We start from the raw sequence: 19,438 nt of genomic DNA, 5'->3' as shown, positions 1-19,438 counted from the left end.
ACTTGAGGGCATAATTTCCGGTGGACAACACCGGAGATCCTACCATGACCATTCAGTTCAAAGCGCTGCCGACCGAAAATGTCAGGGCACTTCAGCACGGCGGCCCGGACGTCTACGGCCAGACGCCCGAGCGAAAGATTTCCGACGGTGACGGCATGCCTTGCCGGCACTGTCTGAAGAACATCGCCGCGGGCGACGCTTACCTCGTTCTGGCCTACCGGCCATTCCCGGAGCTTCAGCCCTATGCCGAAACCGGACCGATCTTCCTGCATGCCGACGAATGCGACCGCGCCGCCGAGAGCGAGGTGTTACCCGAGATCCTCGAAAGCCCTGACTATATCGTGCGCGGCTACGGCAGGGACAATCGTATCGTCTACGGCAGCGGCGGCGTCATCCCGACCGCAGCAATTACAGCGCGGGCCGAGGCCCTCTTCGAGCGCGACGATATCGCCTACGTCCATGTCCGCTCGGCGCGCAACAATTGCTACCAGTGTCGCATCGAGCGCGTCTGAGGCATTGGAACGCTGGGTGAGGGCCTGTCGTACTCCCGTCGCACAATCGCACTAGAAAGCCATTGTCGATCGATTTGCCGACCGCGGATGAACCGGCGGCAAATCTCGATATCTAGGAAGCGGGGCTTTGGCTCCGCTTTTTTGTTGCCCGGCCTCGAGCTCAAGAAAACCTTCGCGCCAAGAAAAAACCCGCCGGCATGAACCGGCGGGCTGACGGAGGAATTCTGAAGGAGAATCAGGCCGCGAGAACAGCTTTCGGCTCAACCAGTTCGTAGCCTAGCGCCTCGGCGACCGCGCGGTTGGTGATCTTGCCCTTGTGGACGTTGAGGCCATTGCGCAGATGGTGGTCATCGACCAGCGCCTTCAGGCCCTTGTCGGCAAGCTGCAGGCCATAATGAAGCGTCGCGTTGTTGAGCGCGTGGGCCGACGTCACCGGTACCGCGCCGGGCATATTGGCGACGCAGTAATGGATGACACCGTCAACCTCGTAGGTTGGCTCGGCATGGGTGGTGGCGTGCGAGGTCTCGAAGCAGCCGCCCTGGTCGATGGCGACGTCGACCAGCACGGATCCCTTCTTCATGCCGGACAGCATTTCGCGCGTGACGAGCTTCGGCGCCGCGGCGCCCGGGATCAGCACCGCGCCGACGACGATGTCGGCCGAGAAGCACTCCTCCTCGAGCGCCTCGACAGTCGAGTAACGCGTGTGCACCCGGCCGGTGAAGAGGTCGTCGAGCTGGCGCAGGCGCGGGATCGAGCGATCGATGATGGTGACGTCAGCGCCAAGCCCCACCGCCATCCTGGCAGCATGCAAGCCAACGACGCCGCCGCCGAGCACAGTGACCTTGCCGGGCAGCACGCCGGGCACGCCGCCAAGCAGCACGCCGCGGCCGCCATTGGCCTTCTGCAGCGCCGTTGCGCCGGCCTGGATCGACAGCCGACCGGCAACTTCCGACATCGGCGCCAGCAACGGCAGGCCGCCACGGTCGTCGGTGACGGTTTCGTAGGCGATTGCGGTGACACCGGAAGCGAGCAGGCCCTTGGTCTGCTCCGGGTCCGGAGCCAGGTGGAGATAGGTGTAGAGAATCTGGCCTTCGCGAAGCTGCGCCCATTCGTTGGGCTGCGGCTCCTTGACCTTGACGATCATGTCCGACTTGGCGAACACGTCGGCAGCCGTCTTGGCGATTGTCGCACCGGCAGCGCGATAGGCATTGTCATCGGCGCCGATGCCGGCGCCGGCGCCGGTCTCGACCAGCACTTCATGGCCGTGGGCGACATATTCGCGGACCGAGCCGGGCGTTAGGCCGACGCGATATTCGTGGTTCTTGATTTCCTTGGGGCAGCCGACGCGCATTTTCTTCTCCTGATCCGGCCCTTTTGGGCTCGTTCCCTGTATAGGTGGAGTGAACCACAAATCGCTGCGCAGGTGTTTGCGAATGCGCTTGCGCAAACGGGCGGTTTTCGATAATCGTTGCGCAAAATGGTAAGATATTCGCAGGATTCACGAAAAATGCCGCTCGACAGGATTGATATCGCCATTCTCGAGACTTTGCAGAAGGATGGCAGGATACCGAATGCTGCACTGGCCGAGAAGGTTGGCCTGTCGCAGTCGGCCTGTTCGCGCAGGCTCGACAATCTGGAGAAATCCGGAACCATCCGCGGCTACCATGCCCGGCTTTCCAATGCCGCCCTTGGCCATCAGATGACGGCGATCGTGCATATTTCGCTGTCAGGACAGTTCGAGAAGACGCTGTCGGATTTCGAGGCGGCAATCAAGCGCTGCCCGAATGTGCTGTCCTGCCACCTGATGTCGGGCGAATACGACTATATCCTGCGCATCGCGGCCAAGGATCTCGTCGACTACGAACGCATCCACAAGGAATGGCTGTCGGCGATGCCGCATGTGACCAAGATCAACTCGTCATTCGCCTTGCGTGAGATCGTCGACCGCACGGCGATGGGCATGAAGCCGGAAATGGCTTAACGCCAAAGGCATACCCGGACGTCCTTCCCAACATAGCATGCGCCTTCGCGGCGAAGGTCTTCCCAGCGTTCGTCACCGTGAGTTTCGGAAACGTCCGAGTTGCTATAGCCTTCCCAAAGATCACCGTCCTTGTATACTACTGCCCAGTAGTCTTTGGACATTTCACCAGCCCCACTATGCGTATCAGGATAGTCGATACCTGCAAAAACTTGCCGAGGCCCCTGGATATTAAAATCGCCGCCCTTCTCGATTTGATAGTAGCATCTTCCGGATATGCGAGTCTGACCGTCAACAGTAAGCAGGCAGCGGCCCCATTTATAGCCGCTCGGTAAACGATGCTGTGGTTGCGCCTGCGAAGGCGAAACGGAAAACGCAATTGCAAGGGCCGCCGCTGTGGTTCGTCCGATCATCTTATCATCCGTTGTGACGCAGCCAATCCTAGGAGCTACCGGACACTGTTGGATCCGCCCGGAGCGCATGTCGAAACGCCGCGGCATGGTTCCCTTAAAGATCAGACTATTTATCGACCAAATCGGATTTTTGTCACATGACATTTGCGCTGCTTCGCAGCGGAACAGAAATCCAGCCGGTCTCATTTTCCAAACAGGCTCTTAGGCCTCGGTGACGATCCGATCCATCGGGATGTCGTGCGGCTGCGGGTAGATGGTGGCGATACGCTGCAACTCATAGCCGACGCCGATCACCAGCGGCTTGAACGGCATCGCCGCCAGCGTGCGATCGAAGAACCCGCCGCCATAGCCCAGGCGGTAGTTTCTAGGATCGATGCCGACGATTGGCGCAATGACGATGTCCGGCAGCACCGGATCGCCCTCGGCCGGGATCGGGATGTTCCAGACACCTTTTTCCAGCCGGTCGCCCGGCGCGTAGGCGCGAAAGATAAGCGGCTGACCTTTCTCGATGACGACGGGCAGGGCGGTGCGGCCGCCGCGCGCATTGACGGACGCCATCCATGGCCGCAGGTCCGGCTCACCGCGAAACGGCCAGTAAAGACTGACCATGCGGCCGGCGATCTCGCCGACGATTGCGTCGAGACCTTCCGCAATGCGCTGCGACATCACCGTTCGCGCGTCGGCCGAAACGGCGAGACGCGCGGCGATCAGGCGTTCGCGCTCGGCCTTGCGCCAGCGCCGGACGTCGGTCCAGTCGGTTAGTGGTGTCTGAAACGCGGGATCGAGTTCATGCATGAAGCAGGGAGGAGAGGCATATTGCGCCGGACCTTGGTCGTCATGATTGCTAGCCATGCTTTACCTCATCGCGTATTTGATCACGCTATACCTCGTGACACGATACGACATGTGCGTTCACGACATAGAACGACGAGTCTCAGGCACCACCCCCGCGTTGCTGCGATGCACAAAAGTACCTACATCTAGCCTAGGCAATCTTGCCCGTTAGCGGTGAATGAGATGAACCAGGCCAGCCATCATGTCGTTGTTGTCGGCGCAGGTTTCGGCGGTCTCGAATTCACCCGAGCGCTTGCCGGTGCGCCGGTCAGCATCACCATGATCGACAAGCGTAATCATCACCTCTTCCAGCCGCTGCTCTACCAGGTGGCGACCACGGCGCTGGCGACGTCCGAAATTGCATGGCCGGTCCGCCACCTCCTGCGCAAGCGCAAGGATGTGACGACGCTGCTTGCCAATGTCGTCGGCGTCGACCGTGCCGGCAAACGCGTGCTGCTCGATGATGGCAATGCTGTCGCCTACGACACCCTGCTGCTCGCCACCGGTGCGCGCCACGCCTATTTCGGCCACGACGAATGGGAACCTTTCGCGCCGGGCCTGAAGACGCTGGAGGATGCCACCACGGTTCGGCGGCGCATTCTGCTGGCCTTCGAGAAGGCCGAGCGCGAGATCGATCCCGTCAAGCGCCAGGCGCTGCTGACCATTGCGATCGTCGGTGGCGGGCCGACCGGCGTCGAGCTTGCCGGCACCATCGTCGAACTGGCGCATGACACGCTGCGCGGTGAATTCCGCAACATCGATACACGACAAACGCGCGTCGTGCTGATCGAGGCCGGCGACCGAATTCTGGCCAACTTCGCACCGAAACTTTCCGACTATGCGATGAAGGCGCTCGAGCGGCTCGGTGTGACCATCGAACTCGGCAGGGCTGTTACGCGGTGCGACGCCGAAGGCGTCGTTTTCGGCGACAAGCACTTGTCGGCGGGCACAATCCTGTGGGCAGCGGGCGTCGCCGCCTCGCCTGCCGCCGAGTGGCTCGGCGCGGCGGCGGACCGGGCGGGCAGGGTGCTCGTCGAGCCTGACTTGAGCGTGCCGGGCAGCCCGGAGATTTTCGTCGTCGGCGATGCCGCGCATGTCCTGCGGCCGGACGGGCGGCCCGTTCCCGGCGTGGCGCCGGCCGCCAAGCAGCAGGGCCGTCATGTCGCCGCCACGCTGAAGGCGCGGCTTGCCGGCGACACCGGCCAACGGCCGTTCCGCTACCGGCATGACGGCGACCTCGCCACGATCGGCAAGCGCGCCGCTGTGATCGATTTCGGCTGGATCAAGCTGACCGGCTGGGCGGCATGGTGGCTGTGGGGCATAGCCCACATCTATTTCCTGATCGGCTTTCGCAACCGGCTTGCGGTTTCACTAAGCTGGCTATGGATCTACGCGACGGGCCAGCGCAGCGCGCGGCTGATCACCCAGGGCGACGACGACAAGGGCTGACCCCAGACCGTTCATCCGCACGTCATCTGTTGCTGATCGAGTGGCGGCGTTATGCGCTCGACTTCTTGAATGGACTCGGATGGGTTTCAGCGCGAAGTTCGCTTCGGGGCAAGGCTTGTCACGTTGTCGGAGGAGAAAACATGTCTCGACTGCTCCATCCCGTCTCCCGCCGCGATCTCCTTGGCGGTGCCGCCGCCGCTGGAGCGTTGATCATGCTGCATCCGTTCTCCGCCCGCGCCCAGGCCAACCAGGCCCATCTTCGGATCATGGAAACCACCGACATCCATGTGAACGTGCTGCCTTACGATTACTACGCCGACAAAGCGAACGACACGATGGGCCTATCGCGCACGGCTTCCTTGATCGACGCAGTGCGCAAGGAAGCCGTCAATTCGATGCTCATCGACAATGGCGACCTGCTGCAGGGCAATCCAATGGGCGACTACATCGCCTATGAGAGGGGCATGAAGGATGGCGACCTGCATCCGATCATGAAGGCCATGAACCTGCTCGGCTACGAATGCTCGACGCTGGGCAACCACGAGTTCAATTATGGCCTGTCGTTCATGGACAAGGTGCTGGCTGGCGCCAATTTCCCCTTTGTCTGCGCCAATTTGATCCGCGGCACCGAGCTTGCCGCGAACCCGCGCGACGACAAGCTGTATCTCAAGCCCTATGTCATCCTCGACAAGAAGATCAGGGACGGGTCAGGCGCAGAGCAGCCGATCAGGATCGGCATCATCGGCTTCGTGCCGCCGCAGATCATGGTCTGGGATCTCAAGAATCTGGAGGGCAACGTCAAGACGCGCGACATCGTCCAGGCGGCCAAGGCCTGGGTGCCGCAGATGAAGGAGGAAGGCGCCGACATCGTGATTACGCTCTCACATTCCGGCATCGACGTGAAGCAGGGCGACATGATGGAGAACGCGTCGTTCTTCGTCGCCGGTGTCGACGGCATCGATGCGGTATTCACCGGCCACCAGCATCTGGTCTTTCCCGGCAAGAAGGACTTCCAGTCGCTGGACGGCGTCGACACGCAAAAAGGCACACTGCAGGGCAAGCCCGCCGTGATGGGCGGCTTCTGGGGCTCGCATATGGGGCTGGTCGACCTGATGCTGGAGCGCGACGGGTCGAGATGGAAGGTCGTTTCCGCCACCTCCGAGGCGCGGCCGATCTTCGAACGCGTCGACAACAAGGCCAAGCCGATCGTTCCCGACGACAAGCGCATCATCGCGGCACTCGAGCAGGACCACCAGGCAACTCTTGCCTATGTGCGCCGTCCCGTCGGCAAGACCTCGGCTCCGCTTTATTCCTATTTCGCGCTGGTCGCCGACGATCCGTCGGTGCAGGTCGTCAGCCAGGCGCAAACCTGGTACCTGAAGGATATTCTCAAGAACACGCAATGGAAGGACGTGCCGCTGCTGTCGGCCGCCGCACCCTTCAAGGCCGGCGGACGCAGCGGCGCCGACTACTATACCGACGTGCCGGCGGGCGACATCGCCATCAAGAACGTCGCCGACCTCTACCTCTACCCGAACACCGTGCGGGCCGTCGAAATCACCGGCGCACAGGTGAAGGAGTGGCTGGAAATGTCGGCCGGCATCTTCAACCGGATCGAACCGGGCAAGGCCGACCAGGCCCTCATCAACACCGACTTCCCGTCCTACAATTTCGACGTCATCGACGGCGTGACCTACGAGATAGACCTGTCGCAGCCGCCGAAATACGATGCCAAGGGCGGACTGGCGAATGCCGGCGCCAATCGCATCGTCGACTTGATGTTTGGCGGCAAGCCAATTGATCCCAAACAGAAATTTGTCGTTGCGACCAACAACTACCGTGCCGGCGGTGGCGGCAATTTCCCGGAGATCAATGCCTCGAAGATCATCTACGAGGCGCCGGACACCAATCGCGACGTCATCGTTCGCTACATCGTCAGCGAGGGCACGATCAATCCGTCGGCGGACGGCAACTGGTCGTTCGCGCCGCTGCCTGGAACCAGCGTCGTGTTCGAGACCGGCGCCAAGGCAAAGGATTTCATTGCCGAGGTGAGGTCGCTGAAGATCGAGCCGGTAGGAGAGGGCGAAGCGGGATTTGCGAAATACCGAATCCTTCTCTGACCGTCGGCATAGGTCCGCGCCGGTACGGCAGCGTGGTTCTATGCCTTGTAGACCACCTGGCGCACGTCGATGTAGCTGGCGCGGAAGCCGGCCTCGCAATAATGCAGGTAGAATTCCCAGAGCTTCTTGAAGCGGTCGTCGAAGCCAAGCGGGACGATCTTTTCCCATGACGCCCAGAACCGCTGACGCCATTCGGCGAGCGTACGCGCGTAGTCGTCCGGAAACACCCGCTCGCGGAGATGGGCAAGCCCATGATCGTTGCCGAGTGCCTTCAGGATCGACGGCGTCGGCAGCATGCCACCTGGGAAAACATAGCGCTGGATGAAATCCGGCCTTGCGCGATACGTGTCGTAGGCGGCTTCGTTGATGGTGATGATCTGCAGGCCCGCGGTGCCGCCGGGCCTCAGGCAGGCTTTCATCTTGCCGAAGAACACCGGCCAGTACTTCTCGCCGACCGCCTCGAACATCTCGATCGAGGCGATGCGGTCATAGGTGCCGGTTTCGTCGCGATAGTCCTGCAGCTTGATGTCGACCTTGTCGGCAAGCCCGGCCTTGGCGAGGCGCGCCTTGGCGAAGTCGTGCTGCTCGCGGCTGATCGTCAGCCCGGTCACACGGCAGCCGATCTCGCGAGCCGCGAATTCGGCGAAGCCGCCCCAGCCGCAGCCGATCTCCAGCACGTGATCCTTCGGTCCGATCCCCGTATCCTTGGCCAGTGCGCGATATTTGGCGGCCTGGGCGCTTTCGAGGTCGTTGGCACCGGTGGCATAGAGTGCCGAGGAATAGGTCATGCTCGGATCGAGCCATTCCTTGTAGAAGGCGTTGCCGAGATCGTAATGCGCCGAAACATTGCGCTTGGAGCCGGTGCGTGTGTTCTCGTTGAACCAGTGCCGGATGCGCTGGACGGTGTTGATGAGCCAGCTGGCGCCGCCAGCAACGCGTTCGCCGATGGCCGAATTGACCACGAACAGCTCTAGGAAGCTGGTGACGTCAGGGCTTTCCCAATCGCCGTCCATGTAGGATTCGGCAAGGCCGATCGTGCCGCCGGAAAAGGCACGGCCGGGCAAGCGCCAGTTCTTGAGCACCAGTTCGGCGTCCGGGCCCGGTCCCTTGCCGCCGACCAGCACGGCGCGTCCGTCCGGCATCCTGACCTTCAGCGATCCGCGCGGCAGGTTCATTGCCGCCGACAGCACCATGCGCGCCTTAGCCGGCAAGCCCTTGACGATCTCGGCGAAATTGAATTCATCCAGCCTGACCGCGTCGCTCAACGCCAGACCATGATGTTCCTTGTTTGTCATCTCACGCCCCTGCGCTTCCGCGGTGTCGGCGCAAATTGCCGAGCCTCGGTTCTCGCGGTTCATTCGCCGGGTTCGAACGCCATTGCCTGATTCCGGCAGTTGACCGGTTTCGGCGACAGGCGGGCTCGAACGAAAGCGCGCACCCTTTAACCAGAGCTTCAGCGCTGCCCAGTGAATCCCTGCGACAATCTTCCACGTCATGAGGGGGAACATCAAGAGGCAGGCTGCAAGCCGGGCTGTGCCAAGTGGAGGGCACTCGCAGTCGTGGATCTGGCTTTTACACAGCAAAGGCCGAACACGCCCAAAACGCCTATGGTTGCAACCGTGCTTGTGCAATAGTTTTAGCCATGCGTTATGTGATCGTCATTGCTGCCATCACCTTTTTCCTGATCTGGGACGGCCTCTACAATCAGGGCCGGTATCTCGACACGGCGGTAAGGGGTGTCACGCACGTGGTGCGATCCGTCACCGGCGAGAGCTAGCGCCCATCCGCATGAGGCGCTGCCGCGACATCCTTGTCGATTGACGCGGCCATCCTGTCGTCACAAAAGACCCCGGCACTTAATGCATGTCGTCCAAAAGTGGCCCCGGTCTTGGGCAACGACATGCATAAAGACAAAGACCTGAAGCGCGTCGCCCGACGCGCTTTCGATCGAGGAGGCGGCGTTGATCCGGCATATCGTTTTCTTCAGCGCGCGGCGTAAAGAGGATGTGGAGGCCGTTCGCACCGGCCTGCAGGCGCTCGGCAACATTCCCCATTCCACCCTCTTCGAGGTGACCATCAACACCAAGGTCGACCCGCTGTCGGACGAGATCGATGTGGTCGTCTATGCCGAGTTCGCTAATGAGGCGGCGTTGGCCGCCTACAAGGCGCACCCGCTCTATGGGCAGACGACCAGCAAGGTCAAACCATTGCGCGAGCTGCGTTATTCCGCCGATGTCGTGGCCGGTGCCTGATTGAGACTTGAACCGGTTTGCGGAATGATGCACATCGCGCCTGCATGAATCGAACAACAGCCGCCGGCACTCATCCGCTCGATCATCTGGTGCTGCCGACACAGAACCTCGACGTGGCACGAGCCCGGCTGACCGCGCTTGGCTTCGTTGTTGCCCCGACCGGCATTCATCCCTTCGGGACCGAAAACTGTTGTGTTTTCCTCGCCGACGGCACCTATCTTGAGCCGCTCGCGGTCGGCGACGAACGGGCCGCGACGGCGGCTATTGCCGAGGGCAATGTTTTCGTCGCGCGCGACCGTATCTATCGCAACAGCCACGGTGACGAGGGGTTTTCCGCCGTGGTCCTGGGGACCAGCAACGCAGATGCCGACCAGGCACGCTATGTCGAAGCCGGCATCTCCGCGGGAGACATGCTGAGCTTTTCGCGCGCGTTCACCGACACGGCGGGTAAAAGCGACATTGCATCGTTCAAGCTCGCTTTTGCATCGAGCAGCAAGGCTACGGATGCTTTCCTGTTTGCCTGCGAGCGGGTCAACGCGCCGAAAGTGGATCGGACGGCCTTGCAGGCGCACGCCAACGGCGCCAGGGGAATTGTCGAGATCGTGGCGGTCAGCGACCGGCCCGCCGCGCAGCGCCGGCTGATCTCCTTGGCGGTGGACGATCCGGCCGCCAGCGGGCAAGGCGGCGCGTTTCACTTGCCGAATGTGACCTTGAGTGTGCTTGCCCCGACGTCTTTCACCGCACGCTTTGGCTTGCCTGCCGACGCGCCGACGGACCTACGCTTCGCCGCCGTGGTCTTTTCGGTCCGCAGCGCCTATATCGCCTCGAGGCTGCTTGCAGGCAACTCCGTCAAACACGATATAGCGGGCAATGATATTGTCGTGCAGCCGGCATCCGGACAGGGCGCGGCTTTCATCTTCCGGGAGATCCCATGAGCAAGCCCCTGGCGCCCAATTCGTCGGTAACCGTCGGCAATGTCGTCTTCGATAACAACGCGGCGTTGTCGCTGATCGCTGGTCCTTGCCAGTTCGAATCGCGCCAGCATGCCTTCGACATGGCCGGCGCGCTGAAGGAACTGACCGGCAAACTTGGAATAGGCCTCGTCTACAAGACCAGCTACGACAAGGCCAACCGCACCTCGCTGTCGGCGACGCGCGGCGCAGGCATGGAAGCGGCACTTCCCGTCTTCGACGAACTGCGCAAGGAATTTTCGCTGCCGGTGCTTACCGATGTCCACACCGAGGAACAGTGCGCGATCGTCGCGCCGCATGTCGACGTCCTGCAGATTCCGGCCTTCCTGTCGCGCCAGACCGACATGCTGGTCGCCGCCGCCAGGACCGGCAAGGTGATCAACGTGAAGAAGGGGCAGTTCCTGGCTCCCTGGGACATGAAGAACGTGGTTGCCAAGATCACCGGTTCCGGCAACGCCAATGTCTTGACCACAGAGCGCGGCGCGTCGTTCGGCTACAACACGCTGGTGTCCGACATGCGCGCTCTGCCTATCATGGCCGAGATCGGCGCGCCGGTGATCTTCGACGCCACGCATTCGGTTCAGCAGCCAGGCGGGCAGGGCGGCTCCTCTGGCGGCGAGCGCCGCTTTGTCGAGACGCTGGCCCGGGCGGCTGTCGCCGTTGGTGTGGCCGGCGTGTTCATCGAGACCCACCAGGATCCGGACAATTCGACCTCTTCCGATGGCCCGAACATGGTGCCGCTGAAGGATATGCCGGTACTGCTGGAAAGACTGATGGCGTTCGATCGTATCGCCAAGGGTCACTGAAGCGTCCCACGGACGCTCCAGCGTCGGCAACTGACAATGGCCCTATGGCCCCGGCGCTTGTGGAAGACATAAGCCGGCTGTACGCTCGCCTCGCAAATGAGCGTTTTGGCAGGAGGAAGCCATGTCTGTCGCCCGCGTCACCGAAATCACCTCATCGTCGAAGAAGAGCTTTCAAGACGCCATCGAGAAGGGGATTGCGCGTGCCGCAAAGACCTTGAAGAACGTCGAAGGCGCCTGGATCCAGGACCAGAAGGTCGTCGTCGAGGACGGCAAGATCGCTGCCTATCGCGTCAACATGAAGGTCACCTTCATCCTCGCGGAGTAACCGGCTGCCGCCGAAAAAGTCGGGAACTTTCGCCCGCGCCCCTCATTGTCAAAGCATAGATCAACGACAACGAGGAGCACATCATGACAACCCAGACAGGCCACACCGAAGCCATTGCCGCTTCGCGCGTCATCGGCACGTCCGTCTACAACACCGAGGGCAGGAGCATCGGCAGCATCGAAGACATCATGCTCGACAAGACCTCGAACGGCATCATGTTCGCGGTGATAGGTTTTGGCGGTTTTCTCGGCATCGGCGAGAAGTACCACGCCATTCCGTGGGCCAGCCTCGACTATGACGAGGACAAGGGGGGCTATGTCGTTCCGTTCTCCAAGGAACAGCTGAAGGCCGCACCCGCCTATTCGATCAACGAACTGGCCGGCGCGGATGGCGAGACGGCGCGCGACGCGTCCTATGATTATTACAAGGTCACGCCTTACTGGCATTGACGCCCGGAAACAAAAGGCCCCGTTCAGACGGGGCCTTTTGGATTCGATGCTGCGCCTATTCGCTGACATGCAAGGCCGGTAGCGGCCCTGCTGCCTTGGGTGGCGATTGCTGATTGTCGCACGACGTCAGAAACGCCGCCGCGATCAGGAACAGACTCACGATACCACTCAACTGGGACATGGCGAAACTCCTCCTGTTTCGCCCCGCGCACCCGCACCATAGCCGGAAGTACATCCGCCGCACATGACTTATGATGACAGCGATTTGCGCTTCGTGAATCGCCTGATGCATATCGCCACAAACAAGCCCCTGGTTTAGGGAGAATGCCATGCGGCGCTTGACTCCGTTCAGGCTGGACACGCTTTGAGCTGACGCCACGGCAATAATTGCGAGCGGGCCGATTGCCTTTTGCGGCACTTTGGCTAAGACGTGCGCGACCCTTCTTCAGATCAATCGAGGACATCGCAATGACCGCCATCATCGACATTGTCGGGCGTGAAATCCTGGACAGCCGTGGAAATCCGACCGTCGAGGTCGATGTCGTTCTCGAAGATGGCTCGATGGGCCGCGCTGCGGTGCCGTCAGGCGCCTCGACCGGCGCCCACGAGGCCGTCGAACTGCGCGACGGCGGCGCCCGCTATCTCGGCAAGGGCGTGCTCAAAGCAGTCGAAGCAGTGAATGGCGAGCTGTTCGAGGCCATCGGCGGCATGGAAGCCGAAAACCAGATCCATATCGACCAAACCATGATAGAGCTCGACGGAACGCCCAACAAGAGCCGGCTCGGCGCCAACGCCATCCTCGGCGTTTCTCTGGCCGTGGCCAAGGCAGCGGCCGATGCCGCCGGCCTGCCGCTCTACCGCTATGTCGGGGGCACCAAGGCGCACGTCCTGCCCGTGCCGATGATGAACATCATCAACGGCGGCGCCCATGCCGACAACCCCATCGACTTCCAGGAATTCATGATCCTGCCGATCGGCGCGCCGACGCTGCGCGAAGGCGTTCGCTGGGGTTCAGAAATCTTCCACACGCTGAGGAAGAAACTGAAGGATGCCGGCCACAACACCAATGTCGGCGACGAGGGCGGCTTTGCCCCGAACCTGAAGAGCGCGCCGGTGGCGCTCGACTTCATCATGGAATCGATCGAGAAGGCCGGCTTCAAGCCCGGCGAAGAGATCGCGCTCGGCCTCGACTGCGCGGCCACCGAGTTCTTCAAGGACGGCAACTACGTCTATGAGGGCGAGAAGAAGACCCGCGATCCCAAGGCCCAGGCCAAGTACCTGGCCAAGCTCGCCGCCGACTATCCGATCATCTCGATCGAGGACGGCCTTGCCGAGGACGACTGGGAAGGTTGGAAGTATCTGACCGACCTGATCGGCAAGAAGACCCAACTGGTCGGCGACGATCTGTTCGTCACCAACACGGCACGGCTGCGTGACGGCATCCGCATGGGCGTCGCCAATTCGATCCTGGTCAAGGTCAACCAGATCGGCTCGCTGACCGAAACGCTCGACGCCGTCGAGACTGCGCACAAGGCCGGCTACACCGCCGTCATGTCGCACCGTTCGGGCGAAACCGAGGATTCGACCATAGCCGATCTCGCCGTTGCCACCAATTGCGGACAGATCAAGACCGGCTCGCTGTCGCGCTCGGAGCGCATGGCCAAGTACAACCAGCTGATCCGCATCGAGGAAGAGCTCGGCAAGCAGGCGAGCTACGCCGGCAAGTCGGTGGTCAAGGGCTGATCCGGAAACACCCGGGCCTGGGATATTTGATGAAAGGGCGGGAGCATTCCCGCCCTTTTTCATTTCGGGTCTCGCGCAGCCGGTCATCCGTAACCGTCCGTTAAGCACAATCGGGCGAAAAAGATGGGGAGCTGCAGGAGTTCGCGGCCGCGAGGACTTGGATATGTGGACGCGTCAGCACAAGCAGAGAAACACCGGCCGGCTGATCATTCCCTCGCTCTGCGTGGCGTTCCTGGCCTATTTCGGCTTTCATGCCTACCACGGCGAATTCGGCATCAACTCGAAATATCAGCTGGAAGCCCAGACGGTTGCGCTGCAAGGTCAGCTCGACGCGATCAAGGCACGCCGGATGGAGCTCGAACGGCGCGTTCGGCTCATGCATGAAGGGTCGATCGAGAAGGACATGCTCGACGAGCAGGCGCGCAAGGCGCTCAATCTGTCCCAGGCTGACGAAATCACCATCATGTTGCCGGTCTCGACGAAGTAACCAGGTTTCAGTTAATAGCCAATATTTTCAATGATTTTAATCGCTTAGACGCATGTGAGCTATGCAATTTCGGCATGGCATAACGCTCTAGCGCGTGTTAGCCTCTCCAAAATCGGTGGGGAGGAGCTGATCTCCCCAGGGCGGATTTGATCCTGCCCTAATGTCCGCAAAGAGACGCCAACAGGGAGTGATGCATGGCCACCGCAGCCAGAAAAGCGCCTGCCAAATCCAAATCCGACGGCAAAATGGGGCTTTCGGCCCCCAAGCCTGCAGAGTTCACCAAGGAGGAAGAGCTTGCCGCCTACCGGCACATGCTGCTCATCCGTCGTTTCGAGGAAAAGGCCGGCCAGCTTTACGGCATGGGCTTCATCGGTGGCTTCTGCCATCTCTATATCGGCCAGGAGGCGGTCGTCACGGGCATGAAGATGGCGCTGATCCAGGGCGACCAGATGATCACCGCCTATCGCGACCACGGCCACATGCTGGCCATGGAGCTTTCACCGCGCGGCGTCATGGCTGAGCTGACCGGACGTCGTGGCGGCCTGTCCAGGGGCAAGGGCGGCTCCATGCACATGTTCTCCAAGGAGAAGCATTTCTACGGCGGCCATGGCATCGTCGGCGCGCAGGTGTCGCTCGGCACTGGTCTCGCCTTCGCCAATCGCTACCGCGACAACAACAATGTGTCGCTGACCTATTTCGGCGATGGTGCGGCCAACCAGGGCCAGGTCTATGAAAGCTTCAACATGGCCTCGCTGTGGAAGCTGCCGGTGATCTACATCATCGAGAACAACCGCTATGCCATGGGCACTTCTGTCTCGCGCTCGTCGGCGGAGACGGACTTTTCGCATCGCGGCGCCTCGTTCAAGATTCCCGGGCTGCAGGTCGACGGCATGGATGTCCGCGCCGTCAAGGCTGCGGGCGATCTGGCCACCGAATGGTGCCGTGCCGGCAACGGCCCGCTGATCCTCGAAATGCAGACTTATCGCTACCGCGGCCACTCGATGTCCGACCCGGCGAAGTATCGTTCCAAGGAAGAAGTGCAGAAGATGCGCTCCGAGCATGACCCGATCGAGCAGGTCAAGGCGCGGCTGATAGAGAAGAAGTGGGCGACTGAGGACGAACTGAAGACCGTCGACAAGGAGGTTCGCGACGTCGTCGCGGACGCCGCCGAATTTGCCCAGAACGACGCGGAGCCGGATCCGTCCGAGCTCTGGACCGATATCGTATTGTAACGGGAGGGCAAGGACATGCCGATCGAAATTCTCATGCCCGCTCTCTCGCCGACCATGGAAGAGGGCAATCTTTCCAAGTGGTTGAAGAACGAGGGCGACAAGGTCGTCGCCGGTGACGTCATCGCCGAGATCGAAACCGACAAGGCGACGATGGAAGTCGAAGCCGTCGATGAAGGCACCCTTGCCAAGATCGTGGTTCCTGCCGGCACCGAAGGCGTCAAGGTCAATGCAGTGATCGCCGTACTCGCGGTTGACGGCGAAGATGTCGACAAGGCCGGCGAAGGCATCGGCGAAGAACCCCCGAAGGCTGAAACAGCGGCGCCTGCGCCGGCGGCAGCCAAAAGCGAGGCCTCAGCACCGGTCGCAGCCGCCCCGAAGACGGAAATCGCCGCCGATCCGGATGTTCCGGCCGGGACGGAAATGGTCTCGACCACGGTGCGCGAAGCGCTGCGTGATGCGATGGCCGAGGAAATGCGCCGCGACGGCGATGTCTTCGTCATGGGCGAGGAAGTTGCCGAATACCAGGGCGCCTACAAGATCACGCAGGGACTGCTGCAGGAGTTCGGGCCGCGGCGCGTCGTCGACACGCCGATCACCGAGCATGGCTTTGCCGGCGTCGGCGTCGGCGCGGCGATGGCCGGTTTGAAGCCGATCGTCGAGTTTATGACCTTCAACTTCGCCATGCAGGCGATCGACCAGATCATCAACTCGGCTGCCAAGACGCTCTATATGTCGGGCGGCCAGATGGGCGCGCCGATCGTGTTCCGTGGACCGAACGGCGCCGCCGCTCGCGTCGCAGCTCAGCATTCACAGTGCTATGCCGCTTGGTACAGCCACATTCCCGGCCTCAAGGTCGTGATGCCCTACACCGCTGCCGACGCCAAGGGCCTGCTCAAGGCGGCGATCCGCGATCCCAATCCGGTTATCTTCCTCGAGAACGAAATCCTCTACGGTCATTCCTTCGACGTGCCGAAGCTGGATGATTTCGTGCTGCCGATCGGCAAGGCGCGCATCCACAAGACCGGCAAGGACGTCACCATCGTCTCCTTCGGCATCGGCATGACCTATGCGGTCAAGGCTGAATCCGAGCTGCGCGGCATGGGCATCGACGCCGAGATCATCGACCTCAGGACCATCCGCCCGCTCGACCTCGACACGGTCGTCGCCTCGGTCAAGAAGACCAACCGGTTGATCGTCGTGGAAGAGGGATATCCGCAGAGCTCGGTCGGCGATCACATCGCCAACCAGGTGTCGCAGCGAGCCTTCGATTTCCTTGACGCCCCGGTCATCACCATTGCCGGCAAAGACGTGCCGATGCCCTATGCGGCGAACCTCGAAAAGCTGGCGTTGCCGAATGTCGGCGAGGTCATCGAGGCGGTTAAAGCCGTCACGTATCGCTGAACCGGGCGGGAGGACAAAATGCCAATCAACATCACCATGCCGGCCCTGTCGCCCACGATGGAAGAGGGCAATCTGTCAAAGTGGCTGGTCAAGGAGGGCGACAAGGTTTCGCCCGGCGATGTCATTGCTGAGATCGAGACCGACAAGGCAACAATGGAAGTCGAAGCTGTCGACGAGGGCACGGTTGCAAAGCTTGTCGTTCCGGCCGGCACAGAAGGCGTCAAGGTCAATGCGCTGATCGCCGTGCTCGCTGCCGAAGGCGAAGACGCCGGCGCCGCTGCGAACAGCGGTGGCGCTGCTGCGCCAGCGAAAGCGGAAGCCCCGAAAACGGAGGCACCTAAGGCGGAAGCACCAAGGGCTGAGGCGCCAAAGGCCGAGCCTGCGCCCGCATCCAAGGCAGTAGCGGCTCCGGCCGCCAACGGCCATGCCTCTGGCGAGCGCACCTTTGCGTCGCCGCTCGCCCGCCGCATCGCCAGCGAAGCCGGTGTCGATGTGTCTGCCGTGACCGGCACCGGCCCGCATGGCCGCGTGGTGAAAGCCGATGTCGATGCGGCGATTGCCGGTGGCGGCGTCAAGCCTGCCGCCAAGGCAGCGCCAGCGGGTGCTCCGGCGGCTGCGGCTGCTGCCGCCGCGCCGGTGAAGGCGATGTCGGACGAGCAGGTGCTGAAACTGTTCGAGCAAGGCTCCTACGAACTCGTCCCGCACGACAATATGCGCAAGACCATCGCGCGCCGCCTAGTCGAGGCCAAGACGACCATCCCGCATTTCTACCTGACACTCGACTGCGAACTCGATGCGCTCTTGGCATTGCGCACGCAGATCAATGCGGCAGCCCCAGTCAAGAAGACTGAAAAGGGTGACGTGCCGGCCTACAAGCTGTCGGTCAACGACATGGTGATCAAGGCAATGGCGCTGGCGCTGAAGGCGGTGCCGGATGCCAATGCATCGTGGACCGAAAGCGCCATGGTCAAGCACAAGCATGCTGATGTCGGCGTTGCGGTGTCGATCCCCGGTGGTCTGATCACGCCGATCATCCGCAAGGCGGACGAAAAGACGCTGTCGACCATCTCCACCGAGATGAAGGACCTGGCCAGCCGGGCGCGCAGCCGCAAGCTGAAGCCGGAAGAGTATCAGGGCGGCACCACGGCGGTGTCCAACCTCGGCATGTTCGGCATCAAGGACTTTGCCGCGGTGATCAACCCGCCGCATGCGACGATCCTGGCGGTCGGCGCCGGTGAAGAGCGGGCGGTGGTCAAGAACGGCGAGATCAAGATAGCCACCGTGATGTCGGTGACGCTGTCGACCGACCATCGCGCCGTCGATGGTGCGCTGGGGGCCGAACTGCTGGTTGCCTTCAAACGCCTGATCGAGAACCCGATGGGCATGCTGGTCTAGGAAGGGAAAGGGCGGTGCGGACATTCTTCACCAGCCTTTTCGCTCTCATTCTTTCCGGTTTGGCCGGCGGGCTGGTCGCGCAGTGGTTGGCCATCGCCACTGGCGCCGAGGAAGAATACATCCTCGTTTTCATGTTCTCGGTGCTGGTGACCTTCATGGTTACCTTCGTCTTCTTCGTGGCGCAGTTCATGACGGATCCGGTCGCGGCGGTGGCCAGGACGGGTAAGTGGCTGCTGATCGTGTTTGCGGTGTTGCTTGCCCTGCTGGTCGCGCTTGTCCTCTACGCCGACAGCGGTGCCGCGGTGGTGAAGAAGGACATTCCCATGGTGGTCGGCTTTGGCCTGCCGGGGCTGGTGACGATCATTCTTCACTGGCTGTTCGTGAGCTGGCGGGTAAGACGCGGTTTGATCAAGGCACAGGTGGGTGTGGGTGCATGAAGACAGTTCTGTGCTACGGCGATTCGCTGACCTGGGGACACGACCCGGAGACTTTGGGTCGACATGAACATGAAGACCAGTGGCCAACCACACTGGCGAGAGCGCTCGGACCGAGCTTCCACGTCATTGCCGAGGGACTGGGCGGCCGCACCACGGCCTACGACGACTTCTTGTCGGGCGCGGACCGAAACGGTGCCCGGATATTGCCGACGATCCTGAGCACGCATTCGCCGATCGATCTGATCGTCATCATGCTTGGCTCCAACGACATGAAGCCGTCGATTCATGGCAGCGCAGTCATAGCGTCCTATGGCATGCGACGCCTCGTCGAAATCGTGAGGGGGCACGCCTATCCATTCGGCGGTGCCGCCCCCAGGATTATCCTGGTTGCGCCACCGCATATCGTGGAAACCCGCAAGGTGGACTACGCCGAAATGTTGGGAACGGGTGCAATCGAGTCGCCCAAGCTCGCCGCTTTTATCAAACCGCCGCCAACGAGATGGGCTGCGGCTTTTTTGATGCAGCGAGCGTCGCTAGATGTACACCGCTCGACGGCGTCCATCTCGATGCCGAAAATACGCGCAACATCGGCGAGGCGTTAGCGCCCCTCGTGCGCGGCATGCTGGAATCGTGA

At 61.7% G+C, this 19,438-nt stretch carries 21 protein-coding genes and 1 pseudogene; 17 read left to right on the top strand and 5 right to left on the bottom strand.

Annotated features, from left to right (window positions below):
• Positions 1 to 44: 44 nt before the first annotated feature.
• Positions 45 to 512, top strand: coding sequence for a DUF1203 domain-containing protein (locus tag CGZ66_RS37825; protein ID WP_095091639.1), 468 nt, complete (start codon positions 45 to 47; stop codon positions 510 to 512).
• Positions 513 to 747: 235 nt separating this feature from the next.
• On the opposite strand, the gene ald is transcribed toward CGZ66_RS37825, so the two are convergent.
• Entirely contained in the window at positions 748 to 1,863 is a 1,116-nt protein-coding gene (gene ald / locus CGZ66_RS37820) for an alanine dehydrogenase (RefSeq protein ID WP_095091638.1), read from the bottom strand.
• A gap of 156 nt (positions 1,864 to 2,019) precedes the next feature.
• On the opposite strand from ald, the gene CGZ66_RS37815 reads away from it, so the two are divergent.
• Positions 2,020 to 2,493, top strand: a complete 474-nt coding sequence (locus tag CGZ66_RS37815; RefSeq protein ID WP_010909317.1) for an Lrp/AsnC family transcriptional regulator — start codon at positions 2,020 to 2,022, stop codon at positions 2,491 to 2,493.
• Here CGZ66_RS37815 and CGZ66_RS39685 read toward each other — a convergent pair.
• Both CGZ66_RS39685 and CGZ66_RS37810 read right to left on the bottom strand, forming a co-directional pair.
• Entirely contained in the window at positions 2,490 to 2,903 is a 414-nt protein-coding gene (locus CGZ66_RS39685) for a hypothetical protein (RefSeq protein ID WP_143748960.1), read from the bottom strand. The genes CGZ66_RS37815 and CGZ66_RS39685 overlap by 4 nt on opposite strands.
• A gap of 201 nt (positions 2,904 to 3,104) precedes the next feature.
• Positions 3,105 to 3,755: a 5-formyltetrahydrofolate cyclo-ligase gene (locus CGZ66_RS37810; protein WP_095091637.1), complete on the bottom strand. Its 651-nt coding sequence runs from the start codon at positions 3,753 to 3,755 to the stop codon at positions 3,105 to 3,107.
• A 165-nt stretch (positions 3,756 to 3,920) separates the two neighbouring features.
• Between CGZ66_RS37810 and CGZ66_RS37805 the strand changes: the two genes are divergently transcribed.
• Together CGZ66_RS37805 and CGZ66_RS37800 are read left to right on the top strand one after the other, a co-directional pair.
• Positions 3,921 to 5,186: an NAD(P)/FAD-dependent oxidoreductase gene (locus tag CGZ66_RS37805; protein WP_095091636.1), complete on the top strand. Its 1,266-nt coding sequence runs from the start codon at positions 3,921 to 3,923 to the stop codon at positions 5,184 to 5,186.
• A 140-nt stretch (positions 5,187 to 5,326) separates the two neighbouring features.
• Entirely contained in the window at positions 5,327 to 7,306 is a 1,980-nt protein-coding gene (locus CGZ66_RS37800) for a bifunctional 2',3'-cyclic-nucleotide 2'-phosphodiesterase/3'-nucleotidase (protein WP_095091635.1), read from the top strand.
• A 38-nt stretch (positions 7,307 to 7,344) separates the two neighbouring features.
• Here CGZ66_RS37800 and CGZ66_RS37795 read toward each other — a convergent pair whose 3' ends face one another.
• Positions 7,345 to 8,601: an SAM-dependent methyltransferase gene (locus CGZ66_RS37795; protein ID WP_095091815.1), complete on the bottom strand. Its 1,257-nt coding sequence runs from the start codon at positions 8,599 to 8,601 to the stop codon at positions 7,345 to 7,347.
• A gap of 347 nt (positions 8,602 to 8,948) precedes the next feature.
• Here CGZ66_RS37795 and CGZ66_RS41475 point away from each other — a divergent pair, with 347 nt between their 5' ends.
• The 6 genes from CGZ66_RS41475 to CGZ66_RS37770 all read left to right on the top strand — a co-directional run bounded on the left by CGZ66_RS41475 (position 8,949) and on the right by CGZ66_RS37770 (position 12,109).
• Entirely contained in the window at positions 8,949 to 9,083 is a 135-nt protein-coding gene (locus tag CGZ66_RS41475) for a hypothetical protein (protein ID WP_280952844.1), read from the top strand.
• A gap of 184 nt (positions 9,084 to 9,267) precedes the next feature.
• Positions 9,268 to 9,558 carry a Dabb family protein gene (locus CGZ66_RS37790; protein ID WP_095091634.1) on the top strand — a complete coding sequence of 97 codons (291 nt, stop codon included), beginning with the start codon at positions 9,268 to 9,270 and terminating at the stop codon, positions 9,556 to 9,558.
• A 44-nt stretch (positions 9,559 to 9,602) separates the two neighbouring features.
• Positions 9,603 to 10,493, top strand: a complete 891-nt coding sequence (locus tag CGZ66_RS37785; RefSeq protein WP_095091633.1) for a VOC family protein — start codon at positions 9,603 to 9,605, stop codon at positions 10,491 to 10,493.
• Positions 10,490 to 11,335 (top strand): 3-deoxy-8-phosphooctulonate synthase, encoded by an 846-nt coding sequence (gene kdsA / locus CGZ66_RS37780; protein ID WP_095091632.1) that lies wholly within the window; start codon positions 10,490 to 10,492, stop codon positions 11,333 to 11,335. The genes CGZ66_RS37785 and kdsA overlap by 4 nt, the downstream gene beginning before the upstream one ends.
• 121 nt (positions 11,336 to 11,456) lie before the next feature.
• The gene (locus tag CGZ66_RS37775; protein ID WP_095091631.1) at positions 11,457 to 11,660 is read left to right on the top strand and encodes a dodecin family protein; all 204 of its coding nucleotides are present in this window, start codon (positions 11,457 to 11,459) and stop codon (positions 11,658 to 11,660) included.
• Positions 11,661 to 11,743: 83 nt separating this feature from the next.
• A complete protein-coding gene (locus CGZ66_RS37770) occupies positions 11,744 to 12,109 on the top strand; it encodes a PRC-barrel domain-containing protein (RefSeq protein ID WP_095091630.1) in 366 nt (121 codons plus the stop codon).
• Positions 12,110 to 12,164: 55 nt separating this feature from the next.
• Here the strand turns inward: CGZ66_RS37770 and CGZ66_RS41470 are convergent, their stop codons facing one another.
• Positions 12,165 to 12,290, bottom strand: a complete 126-nt coding sequence (locus tag CGZ66_RS41470) for a hypothetical protein (RefSeq protein WP_095091814.1) — start codon at positions 12,288 to 12,290, stop codon at positions 12,165 to 12,167.
• Positions 12,291 to 12,577: 287 nt separating this feature from the next.
• Here CGZ66_RS41470 and eno point away from each other — a divergent pair, with 287 nt between their 5' ends.
• The 7 genes and pseudogenes from eno (at position 12,578) to CGZ66_RS37730 (ending at position 19,438) form a co-directional block, all read left to right on the top strand.
• Positions 12,578 to 13,852 carry a phosphopyruvate hydratase gene (eno, locus tag CGZ66_RS37760; protein WP_095091629.1) on the top strand — a complete coding sequence of 425 codons (1,275 nt, stop codon included), beginning with the start codon at positions 12,578 to 12,580 and terminating at the stop codon, positions 13,850 to 13,852.
• Between the two features lie 163 nt (positions 13,853 to 14,015).
• Positions 14,016 to 14,339: an FtsB family cell division protein gene (locus CGZ66_RS37755; protein WP_095091628.1), complete on the top strand. Its 324-nt coding sequence runs from the start codon at positions 14,016 to 14,018 to the stop codon at positions 14,337 to 14,339.
• A gap of 194 nt (positions 14,340 to 14,533) precedes the next feature.
• Positions 14,534 to 15,571, top strand: a complete 1,038-nt coding sequence (pdhA, locus tag CGZ66_RS37750) for a pyruvate dehydrogenase (acetyl-transferring) E1 component subunit alpha (RefSeq protein WP_095091627.1) — start codon at positions 14,534 to 14,536, stop codon at positions 15,569 to 15,571.
• A gap of 15 nt (positions 15,572 to 15,586) precedes the next feature.
• Complete coding sequence (locus CGZ66_RS37745; protein WP_095091626.1) at positions 15,587 to 16,972, top strand: pyruvate dehydrogenase complex E1 component subunit beta; 1,386 nt, start codon at positions 15,587 to 15,589, stop codon at positions 16,970 to 16,972.
• 18 nt (positions 16,973 to 16,990) lie between these two features.
• Entirely contained in the window at positions 16,991 to 18,367 is a 1,377-nt protein-coding gene (locus CGZ66_RS37740) for a pyruvate dehydrogenase complex dihydrolipoamide acetyltransferase (protein WP_095091625.1), read from the top strand.
• A 14-nt stretch (positions 18,368 to 18,381) separates the two neighbouring features.
• Positions 18,382 to 18,804, top strand: a complete 423-nt coding sequence (locus CGZ66_RS37735) for a hypothetical protein (RefSeq protein WP_095091624.1) — start codon at positions 18,382 to 18,384, stop codon at positions 18,802 to 18,804.
• A pseudogene (locus tag CGZ66_RS37730) lies at positions 18,801 to 19,438 on the top strand (SGNH/GDSL hydrolase family protein). Before CGZ66_RS37735 ends, CGZ66_RS37730 begins: the two are co-directional and overlap by 4 nt.

The sequence above is a fragment of the Mesorhizobium sophorae genome (genome assembly GCF_002270415.1).
GTDB lineage: Bacteria > Pseudomonadota > Alphaproteobacteria > Rhizobiales > Rhizobiaceae > Mesorhizobium > Mesorhizobium sophorae.
Note: the sequence above shows the minus strand (reverse complement) of the source record. Positions and strands in the feature narration are given on the sequence as shown.

Bases quoted from the DNA above. Each gene is read 5' to 3' on its own strand.
- CGZ66_RS37825 (WP_095091639.1), top strand. From the start codon at position 45: ATGACCATTCAGTTCAAAGCGCTGCCGACCGAAAATGTCAGGGCACTT.
- ald (WP_095091638.1), bottom strand. From the start codon at position 1,863: ATGCGCGTCGGCTGCCCCAAGGAAATCAAGAACCACGAATATCGCGTC.
- CGZ66_RS37815 (WP_010909317.1), top strand. From the start codon at position 2,020: ATGCCGCTCGACAGGATTGATATCGCCATTCTCGAGACTTTGCAGAAG.
- CGZ66_RS39685 (WP_143748960.1), bottom strand. From the start codon at position 2,903: ATGATCGGACGAACCACAGCGGCGGCCCTTGCAATTGCGTTTTCCGTT.
- CGZ66_RS37810 (WP_095091637.1), bottom strand. From the start codon at position 3,755: ATGGCTAGCAATCATGACGACCAAGGTCCGGCGCAATATGCCTCTCCT.
- CGZ66_RS37805 (WP_095091636.1), top strand. From the start codon at position 3,921: ATGAACCAGGCCAGCCATCATGTCGTTGTTGTCGGCGCAGGTTTCGGC.
- CGZ66_RS37800 (WP_095091635.1), top strand. From the start codon at position 5,327: ATGTCTCGACTGCTCCATCCCGTCTCCCGCCGCGATCTCCTTGGCGGT.
- CGZ66_RS37795 (WP_095091815.1), bottom strand. From the start codon at position 8,601: ATGACAAACAAGGAACATCATGGTCTGGCGTTGAGCGACGCGGTCAGG.
- CGZ66_RS41475 (WP_280952844.1), top strand. From the start codon at position 8,949: ATGCGTTATGTGATCGTCATTGCTGCCATCACCTTTTTCCTGATCTGG.
- CGZ66_RS37785 (WP_095091633.1), top strand. From the start codon at position 9,603: ATGAATCGAACAACAGCCGCCGGCACTCATCCGCTCGATCATCTGGTG.
- kdsA (WP_095091632.1), top strand. From the start codon at position 10,490: ATGAGCAAGCCCCTGGCGCCCAATTCGTCGGTAACCGTCGGCAATGTC.
- CGZ66_RS37775 (WP_095091631.1), top strand. From the start codon at position 11,457: ATGTCTGTCGCCCGCGTCACCGAAATCACCTCATCGTCGAAGAAGAGC.
- CGZ66_RS37770 (WP_095091630.1), top strand. From the start codon at position 11,744: ATGACAACCCAGACAGGCCACACCGAAGCCATTGCCGCTTCGCGCGTC.
- CGZ66_RS41470 (WP_095091814.1), bottom strand. From the start codon at position 12,290: ATGTCCCAGTTGAGTGGTATCGTGAGTCTGTTCCTGATCGCGGCGGCG.
- eno (WP_095091629.1), top strand. From the start codon at position 12,578: ATGACCGCCATCATCGACATTGTCGGGCGTGAAATCCTGGACAGCCGT.
- CGZ66_RS37755 (WP_095091628.1), top strand. From the start codon at position 14,016: ATGTGGACGCGTCAGCACAAGCAGAGAAACACCGGCCGGCTGATCATT.
- pdhA (WP_095091627.1), top strand. From the start codon at position 14,534: ATGGCCACCGCAGCCAGAAAAGCGCCTGCCAAATCCAAATCCGACGGC.
- CGZ66_RS37745 (WP_095091626.1), top strand. From the start codon at position 15,587: ATGCCGATCGAAATTCTCATGCCCGCTCTCTCGCCGACCATGGAAGAG.
- CGZ66_RS37740 (WP_095091625.1), top strand. From the start codon at position 16,991: ATGCCAATCAACATCACCATGCCGGCCCTGTCGCCCACGATGGAAGAG.